The 21,891-nt window shown below is 29.4% G+C and carries 18 protein-coding genes; 5 read left to right on the top strand and 13 right to left on the bottom strand.

Annotated features, from left to right (window positions below; all coding sequences use genetic code 11):
* Nucleotides 1–3: 3 nt before the first annotated feature.
* Together RT575_RS08130 and RT575_RS08125 are read right to left on the bottom strand one after the other, a co-directional pair.
* Nucleotides 4–840 carry a sulfite exporter TauE/SafE family protein gene (locus tag RT575_RS08130; protein ID WP_313386561.1) on the bottom strand — a complete coding sequence of 279 codons (837 nt, stop codon included), beginning with the start codon at nt 838–840 and terminating at the stop codon, nt 4–6.
* A gap of 212 nt (nt 841–1,052) precedes the next feature.
* Nucleotides 1,053–1,430, bottom strand: coding sequence for a helix-turn-helix domain-containing protein (locus RT575_RS08125; protein ID WP_313580069.1), 378 nt, complete (start codon nt 1,428–1,430; stop codon nt 1,053–1,055).
* Nucleotides 1,431–1,523: 93 nt separating this feature from the next.
* Here RT575_RS08125 and RT575_RS08120 point away from each other — a divergent pair, with 93 nt between their 5' ends.
* Genes RT575_RS08120 through RT575_RS08110 form a run of 3 tightly spaced genes read left to right on the top strand, consistent with a single transcriptional unit; the run spans nt 1,524 to nt 3,590 of the window.
* Nucleotides 1,524–2,516 carry an NADP-dependent oxidoreductase gene (locus RT575_RS08120; protein WP_313580067.1) on the top strand — a complete coding sequence of 331 codons (993 nt, stop codon included), beginning with the start codon at nt 1,524–1,526 and terminating at the stop codon, nt 2,514–2,516.
* 4 nt (nt 2,517–2,520) lie between these two features.
* Nucleotides 2,521–2,994: a cupin domain-containing protein gene (locus tag RT575_RS08115; RefSeq protein ID WP_313580066.1), complete on the top strand. Its 474-nt coding sequence runs from the start codon at nt 2,521–2,523 to the stop codon at nt 2,992–2,994.
* A gap of 20 nt (nt 2,995–3,014) precedes the next feature.
* A complete protein-coding gene (locus tag RT575_RS08110) occupies nt 3,015–3,590 on the top strand; it encodes a Crp/Fnr family transcriptional regulator (protein WP_313580064.1) in 576 nt (191 codons plus the stop codon).
* Nucleotides 3,591–3,635: 45 nt separating this feature from the next.
* On the opposite strand, the gene RT575_RS08105 is transcribed toward RT575_RS08110, so the two are convergent.
* From RT575_RS08105 to RT575_RS08075, 7 genes are all read right to left on the bottom strand, one after another.
* On the bottom strand, nt 3,636–5,051 hold the full coding sequence (locus RT575_RS08105; RefSeq protein WP_313580062.1) for a sugar MFS transporter: 1,416 nt from the start codon (nt 5,049–5,051) through the stop codon (nt 3,636–3,638).
* An 81-nt stretch (nt 5,052–5,132) separates the two neighbouring features.
* Nucleotides 5,133–7,589, bottom strand: a complete 2,457-nt coding sequence (locus RT575_RS08100) for a glycoside hydrolase family 3 N-terminal domain-containing protein (RefSeq protein WP_313580060.1) — start codon at nt 7,587–7,589, stop codon at nt 5,133–5,135.
* A gap of 6 nt (nt 7,590–7,595) precedes the next feature.
* On the bottom strand, nt 7,596–8,624 hold the full coding sequence (locus RT575_RS08095; protein ID WP_313580058.1) for a nucleoside hydrolase: 1,029 nt from the start codon (nt 8,622–8,624) through the stop codon (nt 7,596–7,598).
* Between the two features lie 9 nt (nt 8,625–8,633).
* Nucleotides 8,634–9,509, bottom strand: coding sequence for an alpha/beta hydrolase (locus tag RT575_RS08090; protein ID WP_313580056.1), 876 nt, complete (start codon nt 9,507–9,509; stop codon nt 8,634–8,636).
* Between the two features lie 151 nt (nt 9,510–9,660).
* Nucleotides 9,661–10,830, bottom strand: a complete 1,170-nt coding sequence (locus RT575_RS08085) for an alpha/beta hydrolase-fold protein (protein ID WP_313580054.1) — start codon at nt 10,828–10,830, stop codon at nt 9,661–9,663.
* 88 nt (nt 10,831–10,918) lie between these two features.
* Nucleotides 10,919–13,213, bottom strand: a complete 2,295-nt coding sequence (locus RT575_RS08080) for a glycoside hydrolase family 3 N-terminal domain-containing protein (RefSeq protein WP_313580052.1) — start codon at nt 13,211–13,213, stop codon at nt 10,919–10,921.
* 11 nt (nt 13,214–13,224) lie between these two features.
* Nucleotides 13,225–15,486, bottom strand: coding sequence for a TonB-dependent receptor (locus tag RT575_RS08075; protein ID WP_313580050.1), 2,262 nt, complete (start codon nt 15,484–15,486; stop codon nt 13,225–13,227).
* Nucleotides 15,487–15,934: 448 nt separating this feature from the next.
* Between RT575_RS08075 and RT575_RS08070 the strand changes: the two genes are divergently transcribed.
* Nucleotides 15,935–16,684, top strand: a complete 750-nt coding sequence (locus tag RT575_RS08070) for an NrtR DNA-binding winged helix domain-containing protein (protein WP_313580049.1) — start codon at nt 15,935–15,937, stop codon at nt 16,682–16,684.
* An 83-nt stretch (nt 16,685–16,767) separates the two neighbouring features.
* Nucleotides 16,768–17,775 (top strand): NAD-dependent epimerase/dehydratase family protein, encoded by a 1,008-nt coding sequence (locus RT575_RS08065; RefSeq protein WP_313580048.1) that lies wholly within the window; start codon nt 16,768–16,770, stop codon nt 17,773–17,775.
* A gap of 61 nt (nt 17,776–17,836) precedes the next feature.
* Here RT575_RS08065 and RT575_RS08060 read toward each other — a convergent pair whose 3' ends face one another.
* The 4 genes from RT575_RS08060 to serC are packed head-to-tail and all read right to left on the bottom strand — an operon-like array spanning nt 17,837 to nt 21,853.
* The gene (locus RT575_RS08060; RefSeq protein ID WP_313580046.1) at nt 17,837–18,496 is read right to left on the bottom strand and encodes a YggS family pyridoxal phosphate-dependent enzyme; all 660 of its coding nucleotides are present in this window, start codon (nt 18,494–18,496) and stop codon (nt 17,837–17,839) included.
* A gap of 7 nt (nt 18,497–18,503) precedes the next feature.
* A complete protein-coding gene (locus tag RT575_RS08055; RefSeq protein ID WP_313580044.1) occupies nt 18,504–19,751 on the bottom strand; it encodes a DUF1015 domain-containing protein in 1,248 nt (415 codons plus the stop codon).
* A gap of 37 nt (nt 19,752–19,788) precedes the next feature.
* Nucleotides 19,789–20,739 carry a D-2-hydroxyacid dehydrogenase gene (locus RT575_RS08050; protein WP_313386569.1) on the bottom strand — a complete coding sequence of 317 codons (951 nt, stop codon included), beginning with the start codon at nt 20,737–20,739 and terminating at the stop codon, nt 19,789–19,791.
* Between the two features lie 43 nt (nt 20,740–20,782).
* Nucleotides 20,783–21,853, bottom strand: a complete 1,071-nt coding sequence (serC, locus tag RT575_RS08045; RefSeq protein ID WP_313580042.1) for a 3-phosphoserine/phosphohydroxythreonine transaminase — start codon at nt 21,851–21,853, stop codon at nt 20,783–20,785.
* Nucleotides 21,854–21,891: the final 38 nt, after the last annotated feature.

Genomic DNA, 21,891 nt, shown 5'->3' with positions numbered 1-21,891 from the left:
AACTTAAAAATTTCCTTTAATACCATTATAAATCATATTCCCTGCTAGAAATAAAATAATAAAAGCAAAAAATATACGTAGTTTTTTAGGGTCTGTCATCATTAAAACTTTAGAACCAATCATTGCTCCAACCAATACCCCTATCATTACTGGTAAGCAAATATCAGGAACTATATATCCTTTTTGTATATAAATAACGCAACTAGCTAAAGCTGTAACTCCCATCATAAAGTTACTTGTTGTTGTAGATACCTTGAAAGGTATTCGCATAATATTATCCATTGCTATTACCTTAAAAGCTCCTGAACCTATACCTAACATTCCAGATAATAACCCAGCCAATCCCATCATACTAAATCCTCCTATAACATTTTTAGTTCCATAAGGAACATTATTACCTTTTGCATCAGGATATGTTGAGGGAAGTTTCAATTTTACTGCCATATTACTCGATTTTTCGACAACATGTTCTTCTTTTTTACGTAAAGAGTTTAATGCAGAAAAAATTAATGCACATCCAAAAAAGATAGCTATAATAGAACTTGGTGCTGCTGCAGAAATTAATGCTCCACCAACAGCTCCTAAAGTAGTTGCTATCTCGAGGAACATACCCAACCGCATATTTGCAATTCCTTCTTTTACATAAGCTGCTGCAGAGCCTGAAGATGTTGCTATAACTGAAACAAGTGCTGCTCCTATTGCATAGTGAAGATCTACTCCTAATACAATTGTTAAAAGAGGAATAACTACAATACCTCCTCCCAATCCTGAAAGAGAACCTATGAAACCAGCAGCTACAGAGCCAGCTAATAAGATTAGCATAAAATCTAATACATTCATTTTTAATATTTTATTTTATTAATTTTAACTAAATAAATTCTTTTAATAAGAATTATTCTATTAATGAGAAGCAAATATAAACTGTTCTAAAATTACAATTATTATAAAGTAAATTAAAGTCCGATTAGAATTAACATAAAATTCAAAAAACTTAAATTCAAATAAATAGAATTTTCTTGTTTGAATAAATATCTACATTTTTTTACATAATTCTATTTCATAGACTTTTTTATTTCTTGTCGATGAGATAATCCCCATTTAACTAATGTTTCTGTTACAGGAAGAACTGTTTTCCCATATTCTGTAACAGCATACGTTACTGTTATTGGCTTTGTATCTCGTATTGTTCGTGTAATAAGTAAATTAATTTCTAAATCTTTTAACTCCTTACTCAACATTTTGGCAGAAATTCCTTCGATACCTCTTTGTAATTTTTTAAAATGAATTTCCTGACCTACTCTATTTGTTAGATAACGGAGAATCATTAATTTCCATTTCCCTCCCAAAACGTCTAAACTATCTCTCATTGCAAATAATTCTTCTGTACAAGTAGCCTCTCTTTCTATTCCGTTCTCTATCAATTTCGTCATAATAGTTTCATTAGGGTAACTAGTTACCGTTTGTTAACTAATAGTAAATATAAACCATTCTAAAATTACATTTGTTTTATAATACAATAAATTATGAAAGCAATTATCTTAAATAAAAACAACCAATTAGAAGAAGCATTTGTTGAGCAACCAATTCCTAAGAGCAATGAATTATTAATTAAAATTATTGCAAGTGGATTTAATCCTATTGATTACCAAATGCTAGAAAATGAATTAGAAAGAAAATTAATATCCTCTCCTATACTAGGAAGAGAATTTTCTGGAATTGTAATAGAAAAGGGAGAAAATGTAAAAGAATTTAATCTTGGAGACGAAGTTTTTTGTGGCTCTGGTTCTATGGGATCTAATGGTAGCTATGCAGAATATATTAGCGTTCCAGAAGAAATAGTTGCTTTAAAACCTAAAAATATATCCTTCGAAGAAGCTACTGGATTACCTTCAGCAGGATTAACAGCTTTACAAATCTATAATCGTTTAAATTTAAATACTACAAATAATATTTTAGTATCTGGGGCAAGTGGTGGAGTTGGTTCATTTTTAATAAAATTATTAATTATGAATAAAAAACAAAATATTGTTGCAACTGTAGGTAATGCAGAAAGTAAATCACACTTAAATAATATAGGATTAAATGATTCTCAAATTATAGATTACAATAGCACAAATTTTATCAAAAACTTATTAAGAGCAAATAATAACTCTCCTTTTGATATTGGGATAGATCTTGTTGGAAATAAAATGTCTGAAATAATTGCTGAAACATTAAAAACCAATGGAATTTATGTTGATGTTACAGCTTTAACAACAACCAATTCTAGAGAAAATCTTTTTAACAATGGAAATAGTATTATAAATATATCAAACTATGCCTATAGTTCGATTAAAGATTATGCTTACTATAAAAAAGGATTGGAAAAAATAACAGAACTTTTAGAGAAGAAATCAATAACTCCACCTAATTACATAAACATTGGTCAGCTTTCTTTGGAAAGTATTCTTTCTGCACACGAGTTATTAAAAAATAATTTAACAAAAGGTAATAAACTAATTATGAAACACGAATAATACTATGAAAAAAATACCTAGAAGAATTGTAACAGGAATCAAAAATGGAAAATCTACCATAACAGAAGATAAAACTGTAGAAAATGTAGTTGAACACTTTCCAAATTTAATTATTTCGGACATTTGGAATACACAACAATCGCCAGCAAATCTAAATTTTGAAAATAAAATACCTAATTTAGGTTTTCCTCAAACGCCAAAAAATGGAACTTATTTTAGATACGTTTCTATTCCTCCAGATAAAGAATTAGGAATAGAAATAAAACCGAATGAACCTCATCCTATGATGCACCAAACACCAACATTAGATTATATTATAATTCTTTCTGGTGAATTGTATCTTATTGTAGAAGATGGAGAAACATTACTAAAACCTGGAGATATTGTAATACAAAGGGGAACAAACCATGCTTGGAGCAACCGTTCAACAGAACCATGTATACAACTCGCTGTTTTAATCGATGCAAAAGAAGAATAGAAATATTCTATCTTTGTTCTATGCATGAAAAACTATTACAACTAATTGCTAAAAATAAAGATTTTGGTGACGAAGATGCTATACTTTGTCGCCAATTTTTTGAACCAATTTCTTTTTCTAAAAATACGATTATTGAAGAAGAAGGAAAAGTTCCACAATTCTTATATTTTGTTGTTTCTGGTTTTATAAGACTTTTTTATTACAATGAAAAAGGAGAAGAAATAACAACACATATCAACTGTCCTCCTGGTTTTATAACTTCCTATTTTCATTTTATGAACGAGACAATTTCTTCTGAAAATTTGGAATGTATTACAGATTGCGATTTATTACGTATTTCTAAAAATCAGTTAGAAACAATCATCAATAAAAAAAAGATTTTCAAAGATTTTAGTTTATCTGTATTTCAAGAAGCATTAACCTATAATGAAACTAGGGCTAACGAATTAGCTACACTTACAGCTGAAGAACGATACAATAAATTAATAAAGAACTACCCTTCTATCATACAAAATGTTCCACTACAATACATTGCTTCATTTTTAGGAATGAATCCAAAAAGTTTAAGTAGAATTAGAAAAAATAATAGGAAGTAATTAAGATTACTTCCTATTATTTTTTAAAACGTAAATATTATATTTCTAATGTCCTGATACACTATGATCAGTTTTTACTTGTCCTAAATATTTTGAACAATAAAGTCCAAAAAATAATATATAACCATAACAAAAAACAGGGATAACAAATGATATTTGAACTCCAAAATGATCAGCTAAATATCCTTGAAATATAGGAATTATTGCTCCTCCCAATATAGCCATAACAACTAAAGAAGAACCTTGACTAGTATATTTACCTAACCCAGAAATTGCTAATGTATAAATATTAGAAAACATAATAGAATTAAATATTCCTATACCCAATATACTATACATAGCCATTTCTCCATGATTTAAGATAGCCGAAATTAACAATATTACATTTATTGAAGCAAAAATAGCTAGTGTTCTTGCTGGAGCTGATTTACCTATGAAAAACGCTATAAAATTTAAAACTATAAATACCAAAAAGAAGCTAATTTGTGAAAAAGTTAAATCTACAATACTGAAAATAACTAAAAATACAGCTGTAGCTGCCCCAAACATATATAATATTTTTTTAGATTGACTAATTGATTGATTTAATGAAATAGCTCCTAAAAATCTACCTATCATAGCTCCTCCCCAATAAAGAGATAAATAATTTTTACTCACAACTTCAGAGAAATTCATAATTTGTGGTTGTTCTAAAAAACTAATAATAAAACTACCTACAGCAACCTCTCCTCCGACATAACAAAACATAGCCAAAACACCTAATTTCAAATGATTATATTTAATAGAACCGAATCCTTTTACAATTTCATCATCTTTTACTTGAAAGTCTGGTAATTTTACTCTAGCTATTAATAAAGCAACTAATAATAATATAGCAGCAAAAATTAAATATGGAATTTTTGTAGCCATAGCACTTAAACTACCATCTTCTTCAGAAAATAATTCAAAAATTAAATGACCTCCTAAAACAGGAGCTATAGTTGTTCCGAATGCATTAAATGCTTGTGTCATATTCAATCTACTTGATGCTGAATCTTCTGATCCAAGTAAAGACACATAAGCATTAGCTGTAATTTGTAAAACTGTAAACCCTAGGCCTAAAACAAATAAAGCTCCTAAAAACAAAACATAAGATGAAAACGTTGCTGCTGGATAAAATAATACACAACCTAAAGCTGCTAAAAAAATTCCAAAAAGTATCCCTTTTTTATAACCTACTTTATCAATTGGATCACCTTTTGTTGTAGAAATAATAAAATAGATTAGTGAACCAATAAAATAAGCTCCAAAAAAACAAAACTGAACCAACATTGATTCAAAAAATGTTAATTTAAAAAGTTGTTTTAAATATGGAATTAAAATATCATTCATACATGTGATAAATCCCCACATAAAAAATAATATAGTTATTGTAACCAATGGAATTACATAATTTTTTTTTGATTGTTCTTCATTTTTCATAATCATATTCTTTTAAACAAAACACAAAAGAAAAATTATTTATTTCTTTTGTGTTTATAAAATTTCCCCTTTATTAAATCATTAAGATTTCAAATCATTAAACTGTTTATCTAAAGGTAATATATGTTGTACTTTTTCTACAATTATTTCCTTCGGAACAGAAAAATCTATTGTTTGTTTTATATCCAATGAAGATGAACCTATCGAAATTTTATACAATCCAGATTCGGCAACCCAAGCAGATTTTGAAGATTCAAATGACGCTAAATCTTTTGCATCTAATGTCAAAACTATTGTTTGAGATTCTCCTGGTTTTAAATTTTTTGTTTTTGCATAAGCTTTCAATTCAGATTTAGGTTTGTCTATTGATTTTGCTGGTGCTGAAAGATAAAGTTCTACTACTTCTTTTCCATTTACTTTTCCTGTATTTTTTATATCCACACTAACTTCAACTTTATTATTGAATGTTTTTGAGTTAATTTTTACTCCTGAATAAGTAAAATCTGTATATGATTTTCCATAACCAAACTCGTAAGATGGTTTTATTCCGAATGTATTAAAATAACGATATCCCACATAAACACCTTCTTCATATGTTACATCTGTTGGATTATTTACTGGTACTCCAGGGAAATTTTTTGCAGAAGCATGATCTGAATATTTTATAGGATATGTCATTGTAAGTTTTCCTGAAGGATTAATTTTTCCTGAAATTACATCAGCAACAGAATATCCTCCTTCTTGTCCTGGTTGCCATGCTAACAAAATAGCATCTACTTTATCTTTCCAAGAAGCGGTTTCAATAACACCACCAATATTTAAAATAACAACAACTTTTTTACCTTTTGCATGAAAAGCTTTAGAAATTTTATCTAACATTTCTATTTCTTCTGTAGCTAAATTAAAATCATTATCAACAACTCTATCTCCTCCTTCTCCAGAGTTTCTACCTAAAGTAACAAAAGCTATTTCTGATGTTTCTGCTTTTTTAGTAAGAAAGGCGTCATCCATTTTCATTTCTGATAATCTTCCTGGAAGACCAAGAATACCTTTCTTTTTTCTTTCAATTAATTCTTCTTCAGAAGCTTTTTCTGCAAATGGTTTATATAAATCGACCAACTCTTTATCTAATTTATAACCTGTAGCTGTAAGACCTTCTAATAAAGATACTGTATGTTTATTATTAACACTACCACTTCCTGTTCCTCCAGTAATCCATGCGTAAGATGTAACACCAAATAATGAAATTTCCTTTTGTTTATTTGAAAATGGTAATGTATTCTTCTCATTTTTAAGCAAAACCATTCCTTCTGCTGCTGCATTTCTTGTTACTTCTGCATGTTCAGCTAAATTTGGTTTATCACTGTATTTGTATTGAGAAAAAGTCGGTGTTTTAAAAATATATTCTAAAATTCTTTTCACATTAACATTTGCAACTTCTTGAGATAATTTTCCTGAATTTAATGCTTCTAATAATACTTTTTTCTGTGCAGGAATTCCAGGCATTAAAAGATCATTACCTGCATTCATTTGTTTTACAACATCAGAAATCCCTCCATCTTTAATAGATTCAAAACCTGGAAAACCTCCAAACCAATCTGTCATTACAATACCTTTAAACCCCCATTCATTTCTTAAAACTTGAGTTAGTAAATCTTTTGAATCTGATGTATAAACACCATTTACTTTATTATATGAAGACATTACTGTCCAGGGTTGTGATTCTTTTACAGCAATTTCAAAATTTCTTAAATACAATTCTCTCATTGCTCTTTCAGATACATGAGCATTAATTGTTAAACGATTTGTTTCTTCATTATTTGCAGCAAAATGTTTAATTGATGTCCCTACACCTTGAGATTGTATTCCATTTACAACAGATGCTGTCGTTTTTCCAGATATTAAAGGATCTTCAGAATAATACTCAAAATTTCTTCCATTTAATGGATTTCTTTGAATATTTAATGCTGGAGCAAGAAGTACATCAACACCATATTCTTTTACTTCATTTCCCATTGCTTTTCCAACTTGTTCTAATAACTCTTGGTTCCAAGTAGAAGCTAGTGCTGTACCTACAGGAAACGCTGTAGCATAATATGTTTTTGTATCATTATCTCTTGTCGGTGCAATTCTTAATCCAGCAGGTCCATCTGCAACAATTGTAGCTGGAATTCCAAATCGATCAAATGAATCTGTACCTCCAGCTGCACCAGGAACTAAGCCTTGTTTTGAGTCTCCTACTGGACCTGTTAAAACCTCTATCCCAGGCATCCCCGTACCTATTAACAAATTAACTTTTTCCTCATTCGTCATTTGCTTGATAATTGCATCTATCCTTTTATCCGTAGAAAGACGAGTATCTTCCCAAGGATCCAATTTTCCATTTTTATTAGAATCTTGAAATGTTTTTCCATCAATAGTGATTAATGGTACATTTTGAGCTTTTACTATAGTGGATGTTGCTAATAAAGTAAAAAATAACCCTGCTATTTTTGATTTATTAGAAAATTTTAATAATGTGAATTGATTTTTTTTCATTATAATTTATTTTTTGTGATTAAATAATTTAATTTTTGTATAAAAGTCCTCGAACATTAATCTTGTATCGAGTTGTGTATAAATTCTTATATTTCTTCCTTTTGGGTTATATTGATACAAACCATCATCATTTATTTTTGGTGCATTTTTAAGGACATATGAGCTAGAAGAAGAATCTGCTTCAAAAGAAGATTGTAAAGCACTTAATAAAACTAAAGGACTATCACCCATAATATAAGTTTCACCTATATGAAAATTAAGTTTTTGAACTCTCTTCATAAGATCTTCAATTGTATTTATAAGATATTTTCCTAATTGCCCTTCTGCTTTTACTCTACTAACAAGCTCAGCATAAGACATTAGGGTTTGTCTATAAGTATTTCTTGGAATTTGCCAAATAGATAAATTTGATTCGTTAAAAACAACCTGAGCTGCTTTTATATCTATTCCTAAATTATACTCTAATGGTGTAAACCCTGGAGGCGGTGTTGCTAAATCCATATATTCTGGTCCACCAATCCAAACAACAATTACTTTGTCTGCAATTCTTGGTTCCATCAAATAAGCGCTTGCCACTTCTGTTAAACCAGCACCACAGAGAATAAATAATGGATTTTTTGGATCTGCTTTCATTGCTTCTTCTACAATAGCTTTAGCTCCAGCAGATATATTTGGTATTTTTAAATCTTTTAATTGATCATTTGAACCTTGTAAAACTTTATATTTGTTTTTAAGATTCATTATATCAAGAGTTTCATTTATTTTTATTACAGCATTTTCTGCTGTAATAGTTGAAGAATCAAAAGGATCTCCTGGTTTTAAATGAGAACCTATTATACCTTTTATTTCTATAGAAGGTGAAAGAATTTGATGAACTAACTGAAATAAACCATCTGGATCACCTCCAAAATCATTATCTATGATAGCGCTATATCTTGGTTTTACATAATCATCCATTTGTGGTATAACCGCAGTAGATTGTGCAAAAACAAAAAATCCTGAAAAAAGACTTAAACTAAATAAAATCGATTTCATAAATAATTATTAAAGAAATTTGTGAAATCTTAACCAATCAAAATAAACAGTTGTCCAATTGTCTAAAGGTAAATTTTGTTTACCGACTCCAAATCCATGACCTCCTTTTTCGTATACATGTAATTCTGTTGGTTGTTCTGCTTGAATCCATTTATTATAAAGCGCTAAACTTTTAGGTGCCAATTTTAATTGGTCATCTGCTGCAACACAAATAAATAATGGAACTGCACGAGATGGCATTTCTGTTGCTAAAATTTCATCACTAGGCCCTCCATACATTGATGCTGCAAAATTTGGTAAAGTAGCTATGTCTTTACTATGAAGAACACTTTCTAAGATAACACTAGCACCAGCAGAGAAACCAATAACACCTAATTTATCAGGATTAATATTCAATTCTTTTGCATGTGTTCTTATATAAGAAATTGCTGTTTTAATATCTTCTCCTGCCATTACTTTTATAGGCGCAGTTCTTTTATCAAAAGCAGGTCTATCTTTGATATTTTCCATCATTTCTGTTGCAGGATCATTCGATTTTGTTTCTAATAATCTGTATTTTAAGACAACTGCTGTAATTCCTTGTTCAGCAAGTTTTTTTGCCATATCTATTCCTTCGCGGTTAATAGATAAACTTTGAAAACCTCCGCCAGGAGCAACTAAAACAACTGTACCATTTGCCTTAGCCTTACTTGCTGGATAAACTAAAATAGATGGTTGAGTAACGTTAAAAACAACTTCTGTTTTAAATAATTCATTGAATTGTTGTGTTTCCTTTTGCTTCCAATTTTCGGTTCCTGGAGCTTTACCTTTAAATAGTGGAATTGACTGCTGAGCCTGAATCCCTAAATTGGTTAAAAACAAGCTTAATAATATTATTTTTTTCATTTTTATATGTTTTTAAATTCTGATCTTTATTGTGGTAGATATAATTATATTCTAAATTGCAGCCTGACCTGAACGGAAATCCTTTTTTATACTATTTAGATTGTATAAAAAAGATTGAGAGTGGAGGGCAGAATAGCTGCCCAAATAAAAATTAATTAAATAACTGTGGTATAAAACTGTTGAGATAAGTTCTCCAATTACTCCATGTATGTCCCCCTTCCGATTCTATATATTTGTAATTGAAATTTATTTCATCTAATTGATGGCGATAATCCTCTACCATTTTATATAGAAAATCTGTTTTTCCAATTGCTATCCAATATAACTTATATGTATTTTTTTGTTGAATTTTTAGTTTATCATTTAAGTTATTATAAATCGGACTCTGCTTATCTTCTAGAGGCATTGTTGCAGGAGAAAACAAACCTATATAATCAAATGTTTTTGGCTGATTTGCTGAAATGTATAGTGAATGAAAACCACCCATAGATAAACCTGCTATAGCTCTATTTTTTGCGTCTGCTTTTACACGATAATTAGCTTCCGTAAAATTGATTATTTCTTTGAAGTATGTTTCCATATCTCCCGAGAAAATATCTGGAGTTTGCATAACTATTGGATAAAAACCTTTAGAAGATTCTCCTGGAGCAGCGGTATTGCTTGTATGTCCATTTGGCATAACTACAATCATTGGTTTTGCTTTACCTTGTGCTATTAAATTATCTAAAATTTGAGAAGCTCTTCCTAGAGTCATCCATGCCTCTTCATCTCCTCCCATACCATGCAATAAATATAAGACAGGGTATTTTTCCTTTGAATTTTCATATCCTGGAGGTGTATAAATAGTTAATCTTCGATCTTCCTGAAATCCTTTTGAGGTATACCATCTTTTTGATACTGTACCATGGGGAACATTCTGAACTTTATAATTTTCTGATTGCTTTCCATCTACTAGGAACATATTCATAACAGAAGATACATCACGTACTTGATAAGAATTATTTGGATCATTTACTTTTACTCCATCTACTAAAAAAGAATATGTGTAAATATCTGGATTTAAATTATTCTCTGTTAATGACCAAATTCCGTCTTTGTCTTTTTGTAAATCTACTGAACCTGGCTCCATTCCTATATTAGAAGACCAATTTCCTTGTATTTTAACATTTTTAGCATTTGGTGCAAGTAAACGAAATGTTATATTTTTACCTTTGATTTCTGGTGATACTATATTTTTCTTTCCACTAAAATCTAAATTTTCTTGAGCATTTAACACTATAGATCCTAATAATAAAGTGAATAATGTGCTTTTTATTTTCATATTTATTTTTTTATTAAAATAGTTTTATATAAAAAAGCTAGACATGGTATGTCTAGCTTATTAGACATTAATCAACATTCAATTTTAATTAATGTTTGTATTTTTCTGTTCTGGCATCTTTTATTACACCAGACCAGTTCATACCATATCCAAAATCATAATTATGACCTTCAGAATCTTTATGTGTTTCCATATCATATGGAACATCTTCTTTTTGTAATTCTACTGTTTTCATATTTGCAGGCATTTGAAGAGGAAGTAAACCTGAAGGTTCATACTTTCCATTAATAATATCTAAAACTGCTTGATTTGAAACATTAAAATTCATTAAGATTGCATCAGCATGATTTTCAAACTCATTAAACACCATTGGTTTAGAAGCTGTAATAGAAACAATAACAGGTTTTCCATTCATTGCTTTATATGTATCTTCTATCATCAGTAAATCAGTGAAATTACTTACAGTTGAAGTTTTATTTTTAAATGATCTATCTTTTATATTTGGAGCAACTACTGGATCTCCCGCAGCAATACTTTTATCACGTGCATCTGTTGCTGTATATGTTTGATATTGTAACGAAATAGGGAGATAACCATTCCCACCCTCTGCAGCATCTATATCACTATAACCTGCATTTTCGCTATGAGGACTTTTTACAAAAACTAATGCAAAATCTGCTTTTGTAGGGTCTTCTGTTACATTAAAATTTTCTTTTATTTTTTCGATATCAATAGGATATTCTAATGTTGGAGCATTATATACACCCCACCAATTGAAAGTTGCTGGTGAATATCTTTTTGGTATATAAACTGTTTTTCTTTCTTTTATAGGTAAGATATTCCCTTTATTTTTTAACATTACAATCGACTTAACTTGTGCCTCGTATCCAGCTTTCATAAATTCTGGATTACCTACAATTTTTTTAGTCTCTTCTATGTTTACATAAGGGTTTTCAAATAATCCTGTTCTAAAAAAATTTCTAAGTAAACGGATAGCTGATTGTTCAAATTTTTTACGATAAGCTTTCTCTCCATGTTCTTTTACTCCCATTTGGTATGCTTCTAAAACAGGTCCTTTATCATTATTACCACCAAATTGATCTACACCTGCTTCTAATACTTTATAATGACGTTCTGCAATTGTCATTTTTTCTACTCCCCATGGTTTCCCAGCAAAACCTCCAGGAGTTTTTGGTTCATCGGCAGTAATTAACCAATCTGTACAAACTACTCCATCATAACCATATTTTTTTCGAAGTAAATCTGTGATTAAATATTTAGAAAATCCATTTCCTACATTTTCTCCATTTTTTGTATCTTGATTAAAGCTGATAGTATAATATGGCATAACTGCAGCTGCTTCTTTTGTTCCATCTGCTAGTTTAAAAGCTCCTTCAGTAAATGGTTTTACGTGATTTTGAAAATTATTTCCTGGATATACTGCAAATTTCCCCATTGCCCAATGTCCATCTCTACCTCCTTCTTCAGGACCACCTCCTGGCCAATGTTTAACCATTGCATTTACGCTTTTAGATCCCCAACCATTTTTAGTACTTGTTCCAACTGTTGTTTGAAAACCATCAATATATCCTCTTCCTAAATCAGCTGTTAATTCTGGACTTTCACTAAAAACATAAGCAATTCTATACCATCTAGGCTCTGTTCCTAAATCTATTTGAGGAGAAAGTGCTGTTGAAATACCTAAAGCTCTATATTCCTGAGCGGCAATATGTCCGAATTTTTTAACTAATTCTGGGTCGAAGGTTGCTCCCATTGCTAATCCATCTGGCCATAAAGATATTTGTCCTCCAGCTCCTTCGTTAAATTCGGCTGTAACAGTAGCTGAATGTCTTGGATCTGAACTATTATTAGCTGGAATTCCTAAGCCTAAACCTTCTATATAAGCCTGAATATTATTACTCCATTTTGCTGCGATTTCTGGTGATTCTACTGTTGTAAGTAAAACATGTCGAAGATTGTCATCTTTTAAAAACTTCTTTTGTTCATCCGTTAAATCATATGCTTTAGCTTCACTTTCTTTATAAAGCTTTCCATTATATTTACCTGCTCTATAATCAGTTCCTGCAGGAACTGACTGATGACCACTATATAACATAAGACCTGCTATTTGTTCTATAGACATTTTAGAAGCTAAATCTTTTGCTCTTTCTTCAGTTGATAAACGCCAATCTTCATATTTATCTAACTTTCCATTTTTATTTAAATCTTTAAATTTTTTACCATTTATTGTTAGAATTTTAACACCTGAATCTGATGAATATCCTAAAGCTGGTCCATCTGAATTATTAACTATTTTTATATTTTGAGAAAACGTAATTACACAAAAAAATAATGCAGTAATATTTAATACCTTTTTTTTCATTTTTTTATTATTTAAAAATTAAAGCTTACTGATAATTGACCTGTTAATGGCATCATATATGATCCTGTTAACAATTTTCCATTATAAGGATTTGCATCTGTAATCAATTCAGCTCCATTAATAGTTCCACTAGCTCCTCTTTGATTTAAGAAATTGATTACTGTAGCTCCAATACTTATTTTATCATTAAGTGTATAATTAATTCCACCAAATGTTTCCCATCTAGGAGCAAAATATAATGCATTTGTTAAGTTGGCATATTGTTTAGAAAAGTATCTAAAACTAGCCCAAAACCTCCATTTATCTATTGTATAACTAGGATCTATTTCCATTAAAACTTTAGAAATACCAACTACATTTTTATTTGAATAATTATAATTTTCATTAAATGCATTAAATGAAAAATCTTTATAAACAGGATCCTGAAATGTAATTAAATAATGTAAATTAAATCCTTTAAATGGTTTTAGGACAAAGTCAGTTGTCCAACCTAATGTTTCAATACTATAATCTACACTTGCTACGTCTACTTGAGTTGTGTTATTAGGGTTTACAAGATTATATCTTCCTAAATAACCATTTTTAGTAAGCCATGTAGCTTGAGATATTAATTGAATAAAATCTGTATTCCAGAAAATTCCAAATGCACCCAATGGACTTTTAATTTTTTTTGTATCTGGTGTAAACGCCTGAGAATAACTTTCTAACCTTCTATTTTCTTCTGTATATAAGAAATTTGCTAATAATCCGAATTTTTTTGTGATGTTATAGGTAGCATTCAAACTTCCTCCTATATGGAACCAACTCTCATTAATACTTTGAAAATCATCTGATTCAAAAACAAAACCAGGAGTTCTAGGAGTCATAGAAAATTCTCCGTTAATAATATGATTTCTCAAATTTAAACCATAACTTAAATTAAAGTTATCATTCACCTTCCATTCATCTGTTGCGTAAACAGATATTTTATTTTCAGTTCCACTATGATATTCTCCACCAGAATTATAATTATAAAATCCATATTGATCTGTAGAAGGCCCTATTAATCTATCTGGTTGAGCACTCACTGTTTGAAAGAAAAAAGACCTATTAGAAGTAAACTTATCTATGTTATAATATTGTTCTAGAAGTCCAAATGTTAAATTATGGTTACCCACTTGCTTATTCAAAGAAAATCGTCCTGCAATATTAACGATAGGTGTCTCAGGAGTATGCATTGCTAATTGCGTTCCCACTGGACCAGAATAAGTATTTCCATTAGAAGCATACGTATAACCATCAGTAGCATCGGCATTAAAAATACTTAAAGGAATTATTGTTGACATTCTTGCTTTTGCAAAATGTGCTCTTGTAGAAAATTTAAAATTCCAACCACTATCCAAAAGATAATTACCAAAAATATCAATATTATGAGATGATGTTCTATTGTCTTTACCATGCATAGATGCCCAATAATCTTTACCTGATAAAATATCTTTCATTCTTATTTCTCCATCATTTACAACATAAGAATCTCTTCCAATTCTAAAATTGTCAAGCTCTTTAACTTTACCATCAGTTTTATATTGATAAACTGCATAATTTCCTATATTATATGAATCAGCATATTTATATAAAAATGAAATTTTCCCTTTATCATTATTAAAGTATTTTGTAATTCCTGCTCTAAAAATTTTAGTTTCATCAACATTTCTATTAAATCCTAATTTAAATGTACTTGGATCAAAGTTTGTAAAAGCACCTAATGTATAAGACCAACCATTTTTATTTATCGGACCAGAAACATTCACATCTCCTTGAAACCATCCAAAGTTACTTGTTGTAAATTTTCCTTTTACTTTTAATTCTTTTGTTCCTGTCTGAGCATATGAATTTACAGCAAAACCCAAATCTCCCATTGTATTAGCTAACTGATCCATCTTTAACAGCCCTGTACTTTCTAAACTAACACTTTGTCTCCAAGTTTTATTTGGAAGCTCAGGCCAGAAAAAGTAAACAGATGGCAAATCATTTTCTAGAATCGTAATACCTCCAACTGTTGCTGGCAAACCTATATTTACATCCCTAGGACTTGTATTATTCGCAGCATTCAACATTACATTCCTGTTATTGTCTTCTTTGGAAATTGATGTATTTTTTACACCATTTTCATTTTTAATAACTGCTTTTACAGAATCCTTCACTACAATACTATCAATATTTTCCTGGGCAAAAATTGTTGGACCAGCACATATCAATACAAGTATTGAAATTTTAAAAGTTAATTTTCTCATTTGTTAATTTTTTTGTGGTTTTGAGAAAAAGCAAGAATATCTATATCAAAAATTAAATAAACCACTCATTCTTTTATATTTAAAAAGAACAGTATTAACAAACCATATTTTACTAAAACGATTGAGTAAAATTAAAATTTGACTTTATAAATTATATGAATAGATTTTTTATATTCTTAATCTTTTCAATGCTTCATATTGAAGCATTACAATTTTACATCAAAAAAAAATAATGAACAAGAAAAAATTAACGAAATTTAACACACATATTAATTATTTATAATAAAGTATATTATACACCATAAATTAAAAAAAATATCATCATTTTATTAAAATAAATGACATAATTCATTCGTAATCATTACAAAAAAGGGCTAAAAAGAGCATATTTCAATTTATTAATTAGAATTTAATACTAATTTTGTAACAATTACTCTATAAAATCAACATGGATTCTAAACAACAACTTCTTAATACATCTGAAGAAGCAAAAGAAATTTTTATATCTCATCTTTCTGCAGACCCTGTAATATTTGGTTTTGAAAACAATGAGCTTAAAGTTTTATTAATAAAAATGAATTATCGTGAAAAATGGCTACTTCCTGGTGGATACATTCGAAAAGACGAAAATCTAGATGATGCTATTATAAGAATACTTAAAAACAGAGCAGGCATTAATGATGCATATTTAGAACAATTCGAAGTCTTTGGAAGAAAAGATAGAAGTGAATTTTATTTTGAAGATTTTGACGAAACTCTCTTCCATAAACAACGATTTATAACAATTGGTTATCTAGCATTATATAACCCTACAAATACTACATTAATTGCAGATGATTTTAGTAGCGATTGTAAATGGATTTATTTACATGAATTGGATAAAATAGATATTGGTATGGATCATAGAAATATAATAGAAAGAGCCTTATTAGCTTTAAGAGAAAAAATATCAATAAAACCTATTGGTTACAATCTTTTACCAGAGAAATTTACTTTACCAGAATTGCAAAAACTATATGAAACTATACTTGGAAAAGAACTAAATAGAGGTAATTTTTATCGTAAAATTAAAAATATGGGTATTCTTAAAAAACTTAATGAACAAAGAAAAGGGGGAGCTCATAAATCTCCTGACTTATATAGTTTTGATGAAGAAAAATATAACGAAGCTCTTAAAAATGGATTAAATAATTGGTAATTTATTACTATCTAATTAAGTAACATTTGTGAAGTTCTTTTGAAAATAGAATTCCAAAATTTGTTCTATTAAAAATAGAAATTATGGAAACATCTAAAAACCTTTCATTAGTCACAGGAGCTAATGGACATTTAGGAAATAATTTAGTAAGATTTCTTTTAGAAAAAGGAATTCCTGTAAGGGCATCTGTTCGTAATATAAAAAATAAAAAACCTTTTATAGGATTAGATTGTGAAGTTATACAAGCCGATATTATAAATAAGGAATCACTTGTAAAAGCCTTGCAGGGAGTTGAAACATTTTATGCAGTTGGAGCAGTTTTTAAACTTTGGGCAAAAAATCCTCAAGAAGAAATTTACGATGTCAATCTTCTAGGAACAAAACATACAATAGAAGCTGCTGTAGAAGCTGGTGTAAAACGCATTGTTTATGTTAGTTCTATTGCAGCTTTAGATTATTCCAAGATTCCAACGAAAGAAAGTTATGGCTACAATCCTGACAGAAGAGATACTTATTACAATTCAAAAAATGATGGTGAAAAACTTGCTCTTGAATTGGCTAAAAAACATAATATAGAAATTGTTGTAGTCATGCCATCAGCCATGATAGGAAGTAAAGCATTCTCTCCTCTTAATGTGTCATATAACATTATCCAACTCATTCTTAAAAAAGAAATCCCTATAGAAACAAATATTACTCTAAATTGGATTGACGTAAAAGATGTGGCTGAAGGATGTTATTTAGCTGCAATAAAAGGAAAGAATGGAGAACGATATATTTTAGCAAATGAAAAATGTATGTCTATAAAAGAAACTACTAAAATTGCACAAGAATTATATCCAGAATTAAATATAAAATTACCTATTGCAGTTCCAAAACCAATCTTATATTCTGCTGCATGGTTAATGGAAATTGGAGGGAAAATTAGTGGGAAAGCTCCTCTATTAACAACAAAAGAAATTGGAATGTTCTCTGGCTTACAACAAAATTTTGATATTTCTAAAGCAAGAAAAGACCTTGGATTTAATCCTAAAAATCCAATTATTGCAGTTAAAGAAGCTATGCAATATTTACATGAAAATTTTTTATGAATAAGCCATAAAAAAAACCTAAACAAATCTGTTTAGGTTTCTTTATGTAAAATATTTTATACTAAATAGAATAATTTCTATGTCCAAAAATAGAACTACCTATTCTTACCATTGTACTACCTTCTTCTATTGCTGTTTTATAATCTCCACTCATTCCCATGGAAAGAATAGAAATATTTTCATTTGTCGATTTCAAAAAATCAAAATTCGATTTTAATAATTTAAACTCATTTCTAATTTTATTTTCATCATCAGTAAATGTTGCCATTCCCATTAAACCTACAACTTGTATATAAGGTAATTTATTTACCTCATCACTCATTATTTGTCTAACTTCATTTTCATCAAGACCAAACTTTGTTTCTTCATCAGCAATAAACTGTTGCAATAAAACTTTTATAACACGATTATTTTTTTCAGCTTGTTTGTTTATCTCTTTTAATAATTTTAAACTATCAACACCATGAATTAAATCTACAAAGGGAGCCATATATTTCACCTTATTGGTTTGTACATGACCTATCATATGCCAACGAATATCTTTAGGTAAAGTTTCGTATTTATCACACATTTCTTGTATTTTATTTTCTCCAAAATCACGAATTCCAGCAGCATAAGCTTCTTCCAAATCTGAAATTGGCTTTGTCTTAGAAACTGCAATTAATGTTACATGCTTTGGTATTGTTTGCTCAATTTGTATTAAATTATCTTGAATACTCATAATTATTTTATTCATTTAAATCGAAAACAGGAAAACCGCTCAATGGCTTTGGTTCGATATAAGTACTTTTTGGAGGCATTTTAAGCCCTAAATCAGAAATTAATTGTAGATCTTTTACATCAATAGGATAAAACGCAAAAGCCACTTTATAACCTTCATTATCTACTTTATTCTTTAAAACCTCAATCCCTTCTTTTGTTCTCGTACCTTTTTCATAATGTACTCGTTTATCTTTTTTAGAATCATTAATTTCATAAATTGGTTTCAATACATTTTCTTCAAAAATATACGTATCTAACTCACTTAATCCTTCAACAGATAATAAATTATTCTTTACAAAAAGGCTATAAAATTGTCCATCTAAATACATCACAAGATGATGTTTTTTCGTCGGAACAACTAACTCTTCTCCTTTTAGAATTATTTCAAAAGATTCTTCTAAAGCAGATAAAAATTGCTCTGATGTTAATCCATTTAAATCCTTAATCAAGCGATTGTAATCGTTAATAATTAAATCTTCATTGGAAACTAAAAGAGCTAAAGTATAATTAAAAGCCTCATTGCCATAAACTTCATCTTCTGAATTTTTTATTGCATGTTTTGTATATCGTTCTGAGCTTTCCATACGATGATGTCCATCAGCAATATACAACTCATTTAAATTTTCAATAGAATCTTTAAATTGTTTTAAATTTAATCGATTATCTACTCTCCATAACAAATGTTGAGTACCATTTGCTTCCGAAATTTTAAGAAGAGGTTTTCTTTTCATTTCTGTATCAATCAATAAATCTACACGTTGAGCAGGTTTGTATGTTAATAAAACAGGCTCAGCATGAAAATGGGACTCTTTTAAATATTCTGCAAATAAATTAACTCGATGATCTAAAGTTTCTTCATGTCTTTTAATTTTATTTTCTTTATAATCCTCTATACTTACTAATCCTACAAGACCTTTAGTTTGACGACCATTAGGCTGTATAACTTGATAAATATAAAATGATGATTTATCTTGAGTTAATATTTTTTTAGAAAGAAAATCATCTAAATTTTCACGAACTTTTCTAAATTTCTCCTTAGAATCTTTAATTGTTTCATCCCAAGTTGGTAAAATTATATGTAAAAAAGAATTTTCTCTTGTATTGATACAATGTTCCAACTCTTCCTTAGAATATTGATTCACTGCAAGTGTAACAAAATTCTGAGATGTTTCTTCTGTTGGTCGAATTCCTTTAAAAGGTTTGAATTGAGGCATAATGAGTAATTTAGAAATTTAGATAAACCTAAATGAATTATTTAGCATAGATTTCAACAATCTGTGAAGCTAATTCAGTTCCAATTCTATCTTGAGCTTCATTTGTTGATCCTGCAATGTGAGGAGATAATGACAACGATTCATTCATTAACAATCCCATTTCTGGAGTTGGTTCATTTTCGAAAACATCTAATGCTGCACCAGCAACTTTACCATCTTCTATAGCATCAACCAAAGCTTTTTCATCAACAACACCTCCACGAGCTGTATTAATAATGATAACACCATCTTTCATTTTAGTAAATTCTTTTTCTCCTAAAATATATCCATCTTGTGAAGGAACATGTAAAGTAATAAAATCTGCTTTAGTAATTACTTCATCAAAATCTACAGACGTAATTTTAAATGTTACTTTTTGTCCATCAAAAAATTCCAATTCTATATCACGAGTTGCAGGAAATTTATCATAAACTAAGATATTCATTCCAAGACCTATTGCTTCTCGAATAACTTCAACTCCAATACGTCCGAAACCAATAACTCCCATAGTTTTACCTCTTAATTCGATTGCCTTAGCGTAAGCTTTTTTTAATGCTCCGAATTTAGAATCTCCTTCTAATGGCATTGTACGGTTTGCTTGATGTAAATTACGAACGATAGAGAATAAATGTGCTATAACAAATTCTGCTACTGATGCAGAAGAAGAAGCAGGAGTATTGATTACTTGTATTCCTTTTTCACGTGCGTATTCTACATCAATATTATCCATTCCAACTCCACCGCGACCAATAATTTTTAAATTTGTTGCATCTATAAGTGGTTGACGAACTTTTGTTGCAGAGCGAACAAGAAGAACTTCTATTCCATTTTCATTTATATAGTTTTCTAATGCTTCTTGTGCTACATGAGCTGTTATAACTTCGAAACCTTTACTTTCTAAAGCTTCTTGACCTGCTTTAGAAATTCCGTCGTTTGCTAATATTTTCATTTTATTTTTTAGTATTAAGGTATTAAATGATAGAATTTAATTTTTATCCGAATTTTTGTTCAAATTGTTTCATTACTTCAACTAAAACCTGAACAGATTCTAATGGTAATGCATTGTACATAGAAGCTCTATATCCTCCAACATCTCTATGCCCAGCTAAAGAAACTACTCCAGCTTCTTTTAATAATGCATCAAATTCTGATTTTAGATCCTCATTATTCAAAACAAAAGTAGCATTCATTTGAGAACGATCTTCAACTTCGGCTGTTCCTGCAAATAAACCATTTCTATCAATTTCTGTATAAATTGCTTCTGCTTTTGCAGTATTAATTTTAGAAATCGCATCTACTCCTCCTTGCTCTTTTAACCATTGCAGATTTAACATTACACCATAAATTGCAATAACTGGCCAAGTATTAAATGATGATTCTTTTTTAATATGAACATCGTAATTTAAATAATCTGGAATATTACGTCCTGTTTTACCTAATATATCTTTTTGAACAATTGCTACCGCAGAACCAGCTGGTCCCATATTTTTTTGAGCACCTGCATAAATAACTCCAAATTTAGATACATCTATATTTCTTGATAAGATATCTGATGACATATCACATACCATAGGAACAGGAGAATTAGGAAATTCTTTTATCTGAGTTCCAAAAATAGTATTATTGGATGTACAATGAAAATAATCTACATCTGTAGGTATTGTATAATTTTTTGGAATGTAATTGTAATTTTTATCTTTAGAAGATGCAATAACTTCTATTTCTCCAAATCGTTTTGCTTCTTTAATTGCGTTTTCTGCCCATTTACCTGTTTGTGTATAAGCAGCTTTTCCTCCTTCTTTTAATAAATTATATGCTACAGTAGGAAATTGTAGAGATGCACCTCCTTGCATAAATAAAACATCGTGTGTTTCAGGAACATTCATCAACTCCTTCACTAAAGCTCTTGCTGTATCTATAACCTCAACAGCATCTTTACGACGATGTGATATTTCTAGAATAGAAGTTCCCGAATTATTAAAATCTAAACAAGCTTGTGCCATTTTTTCGAAAACAACTTGTGGTAAAATGCATGGTCCTGCACTAAAATTGTGTATTTTCATAACGAATTGTTGTGTGTTGTGTTTTGTTTTTAATTCCT

The organism is Chishuiella sp. (genome assembly GCF_032109125.1).
Lineage (GTDB): Bacteria > Bacteroidota > Bacteroidia > Flavobacteriales > Weeksellaceae > Empedobacter.
This window is presented reverse-complemented; position numbering and strand designations above follow the sequence as displayed.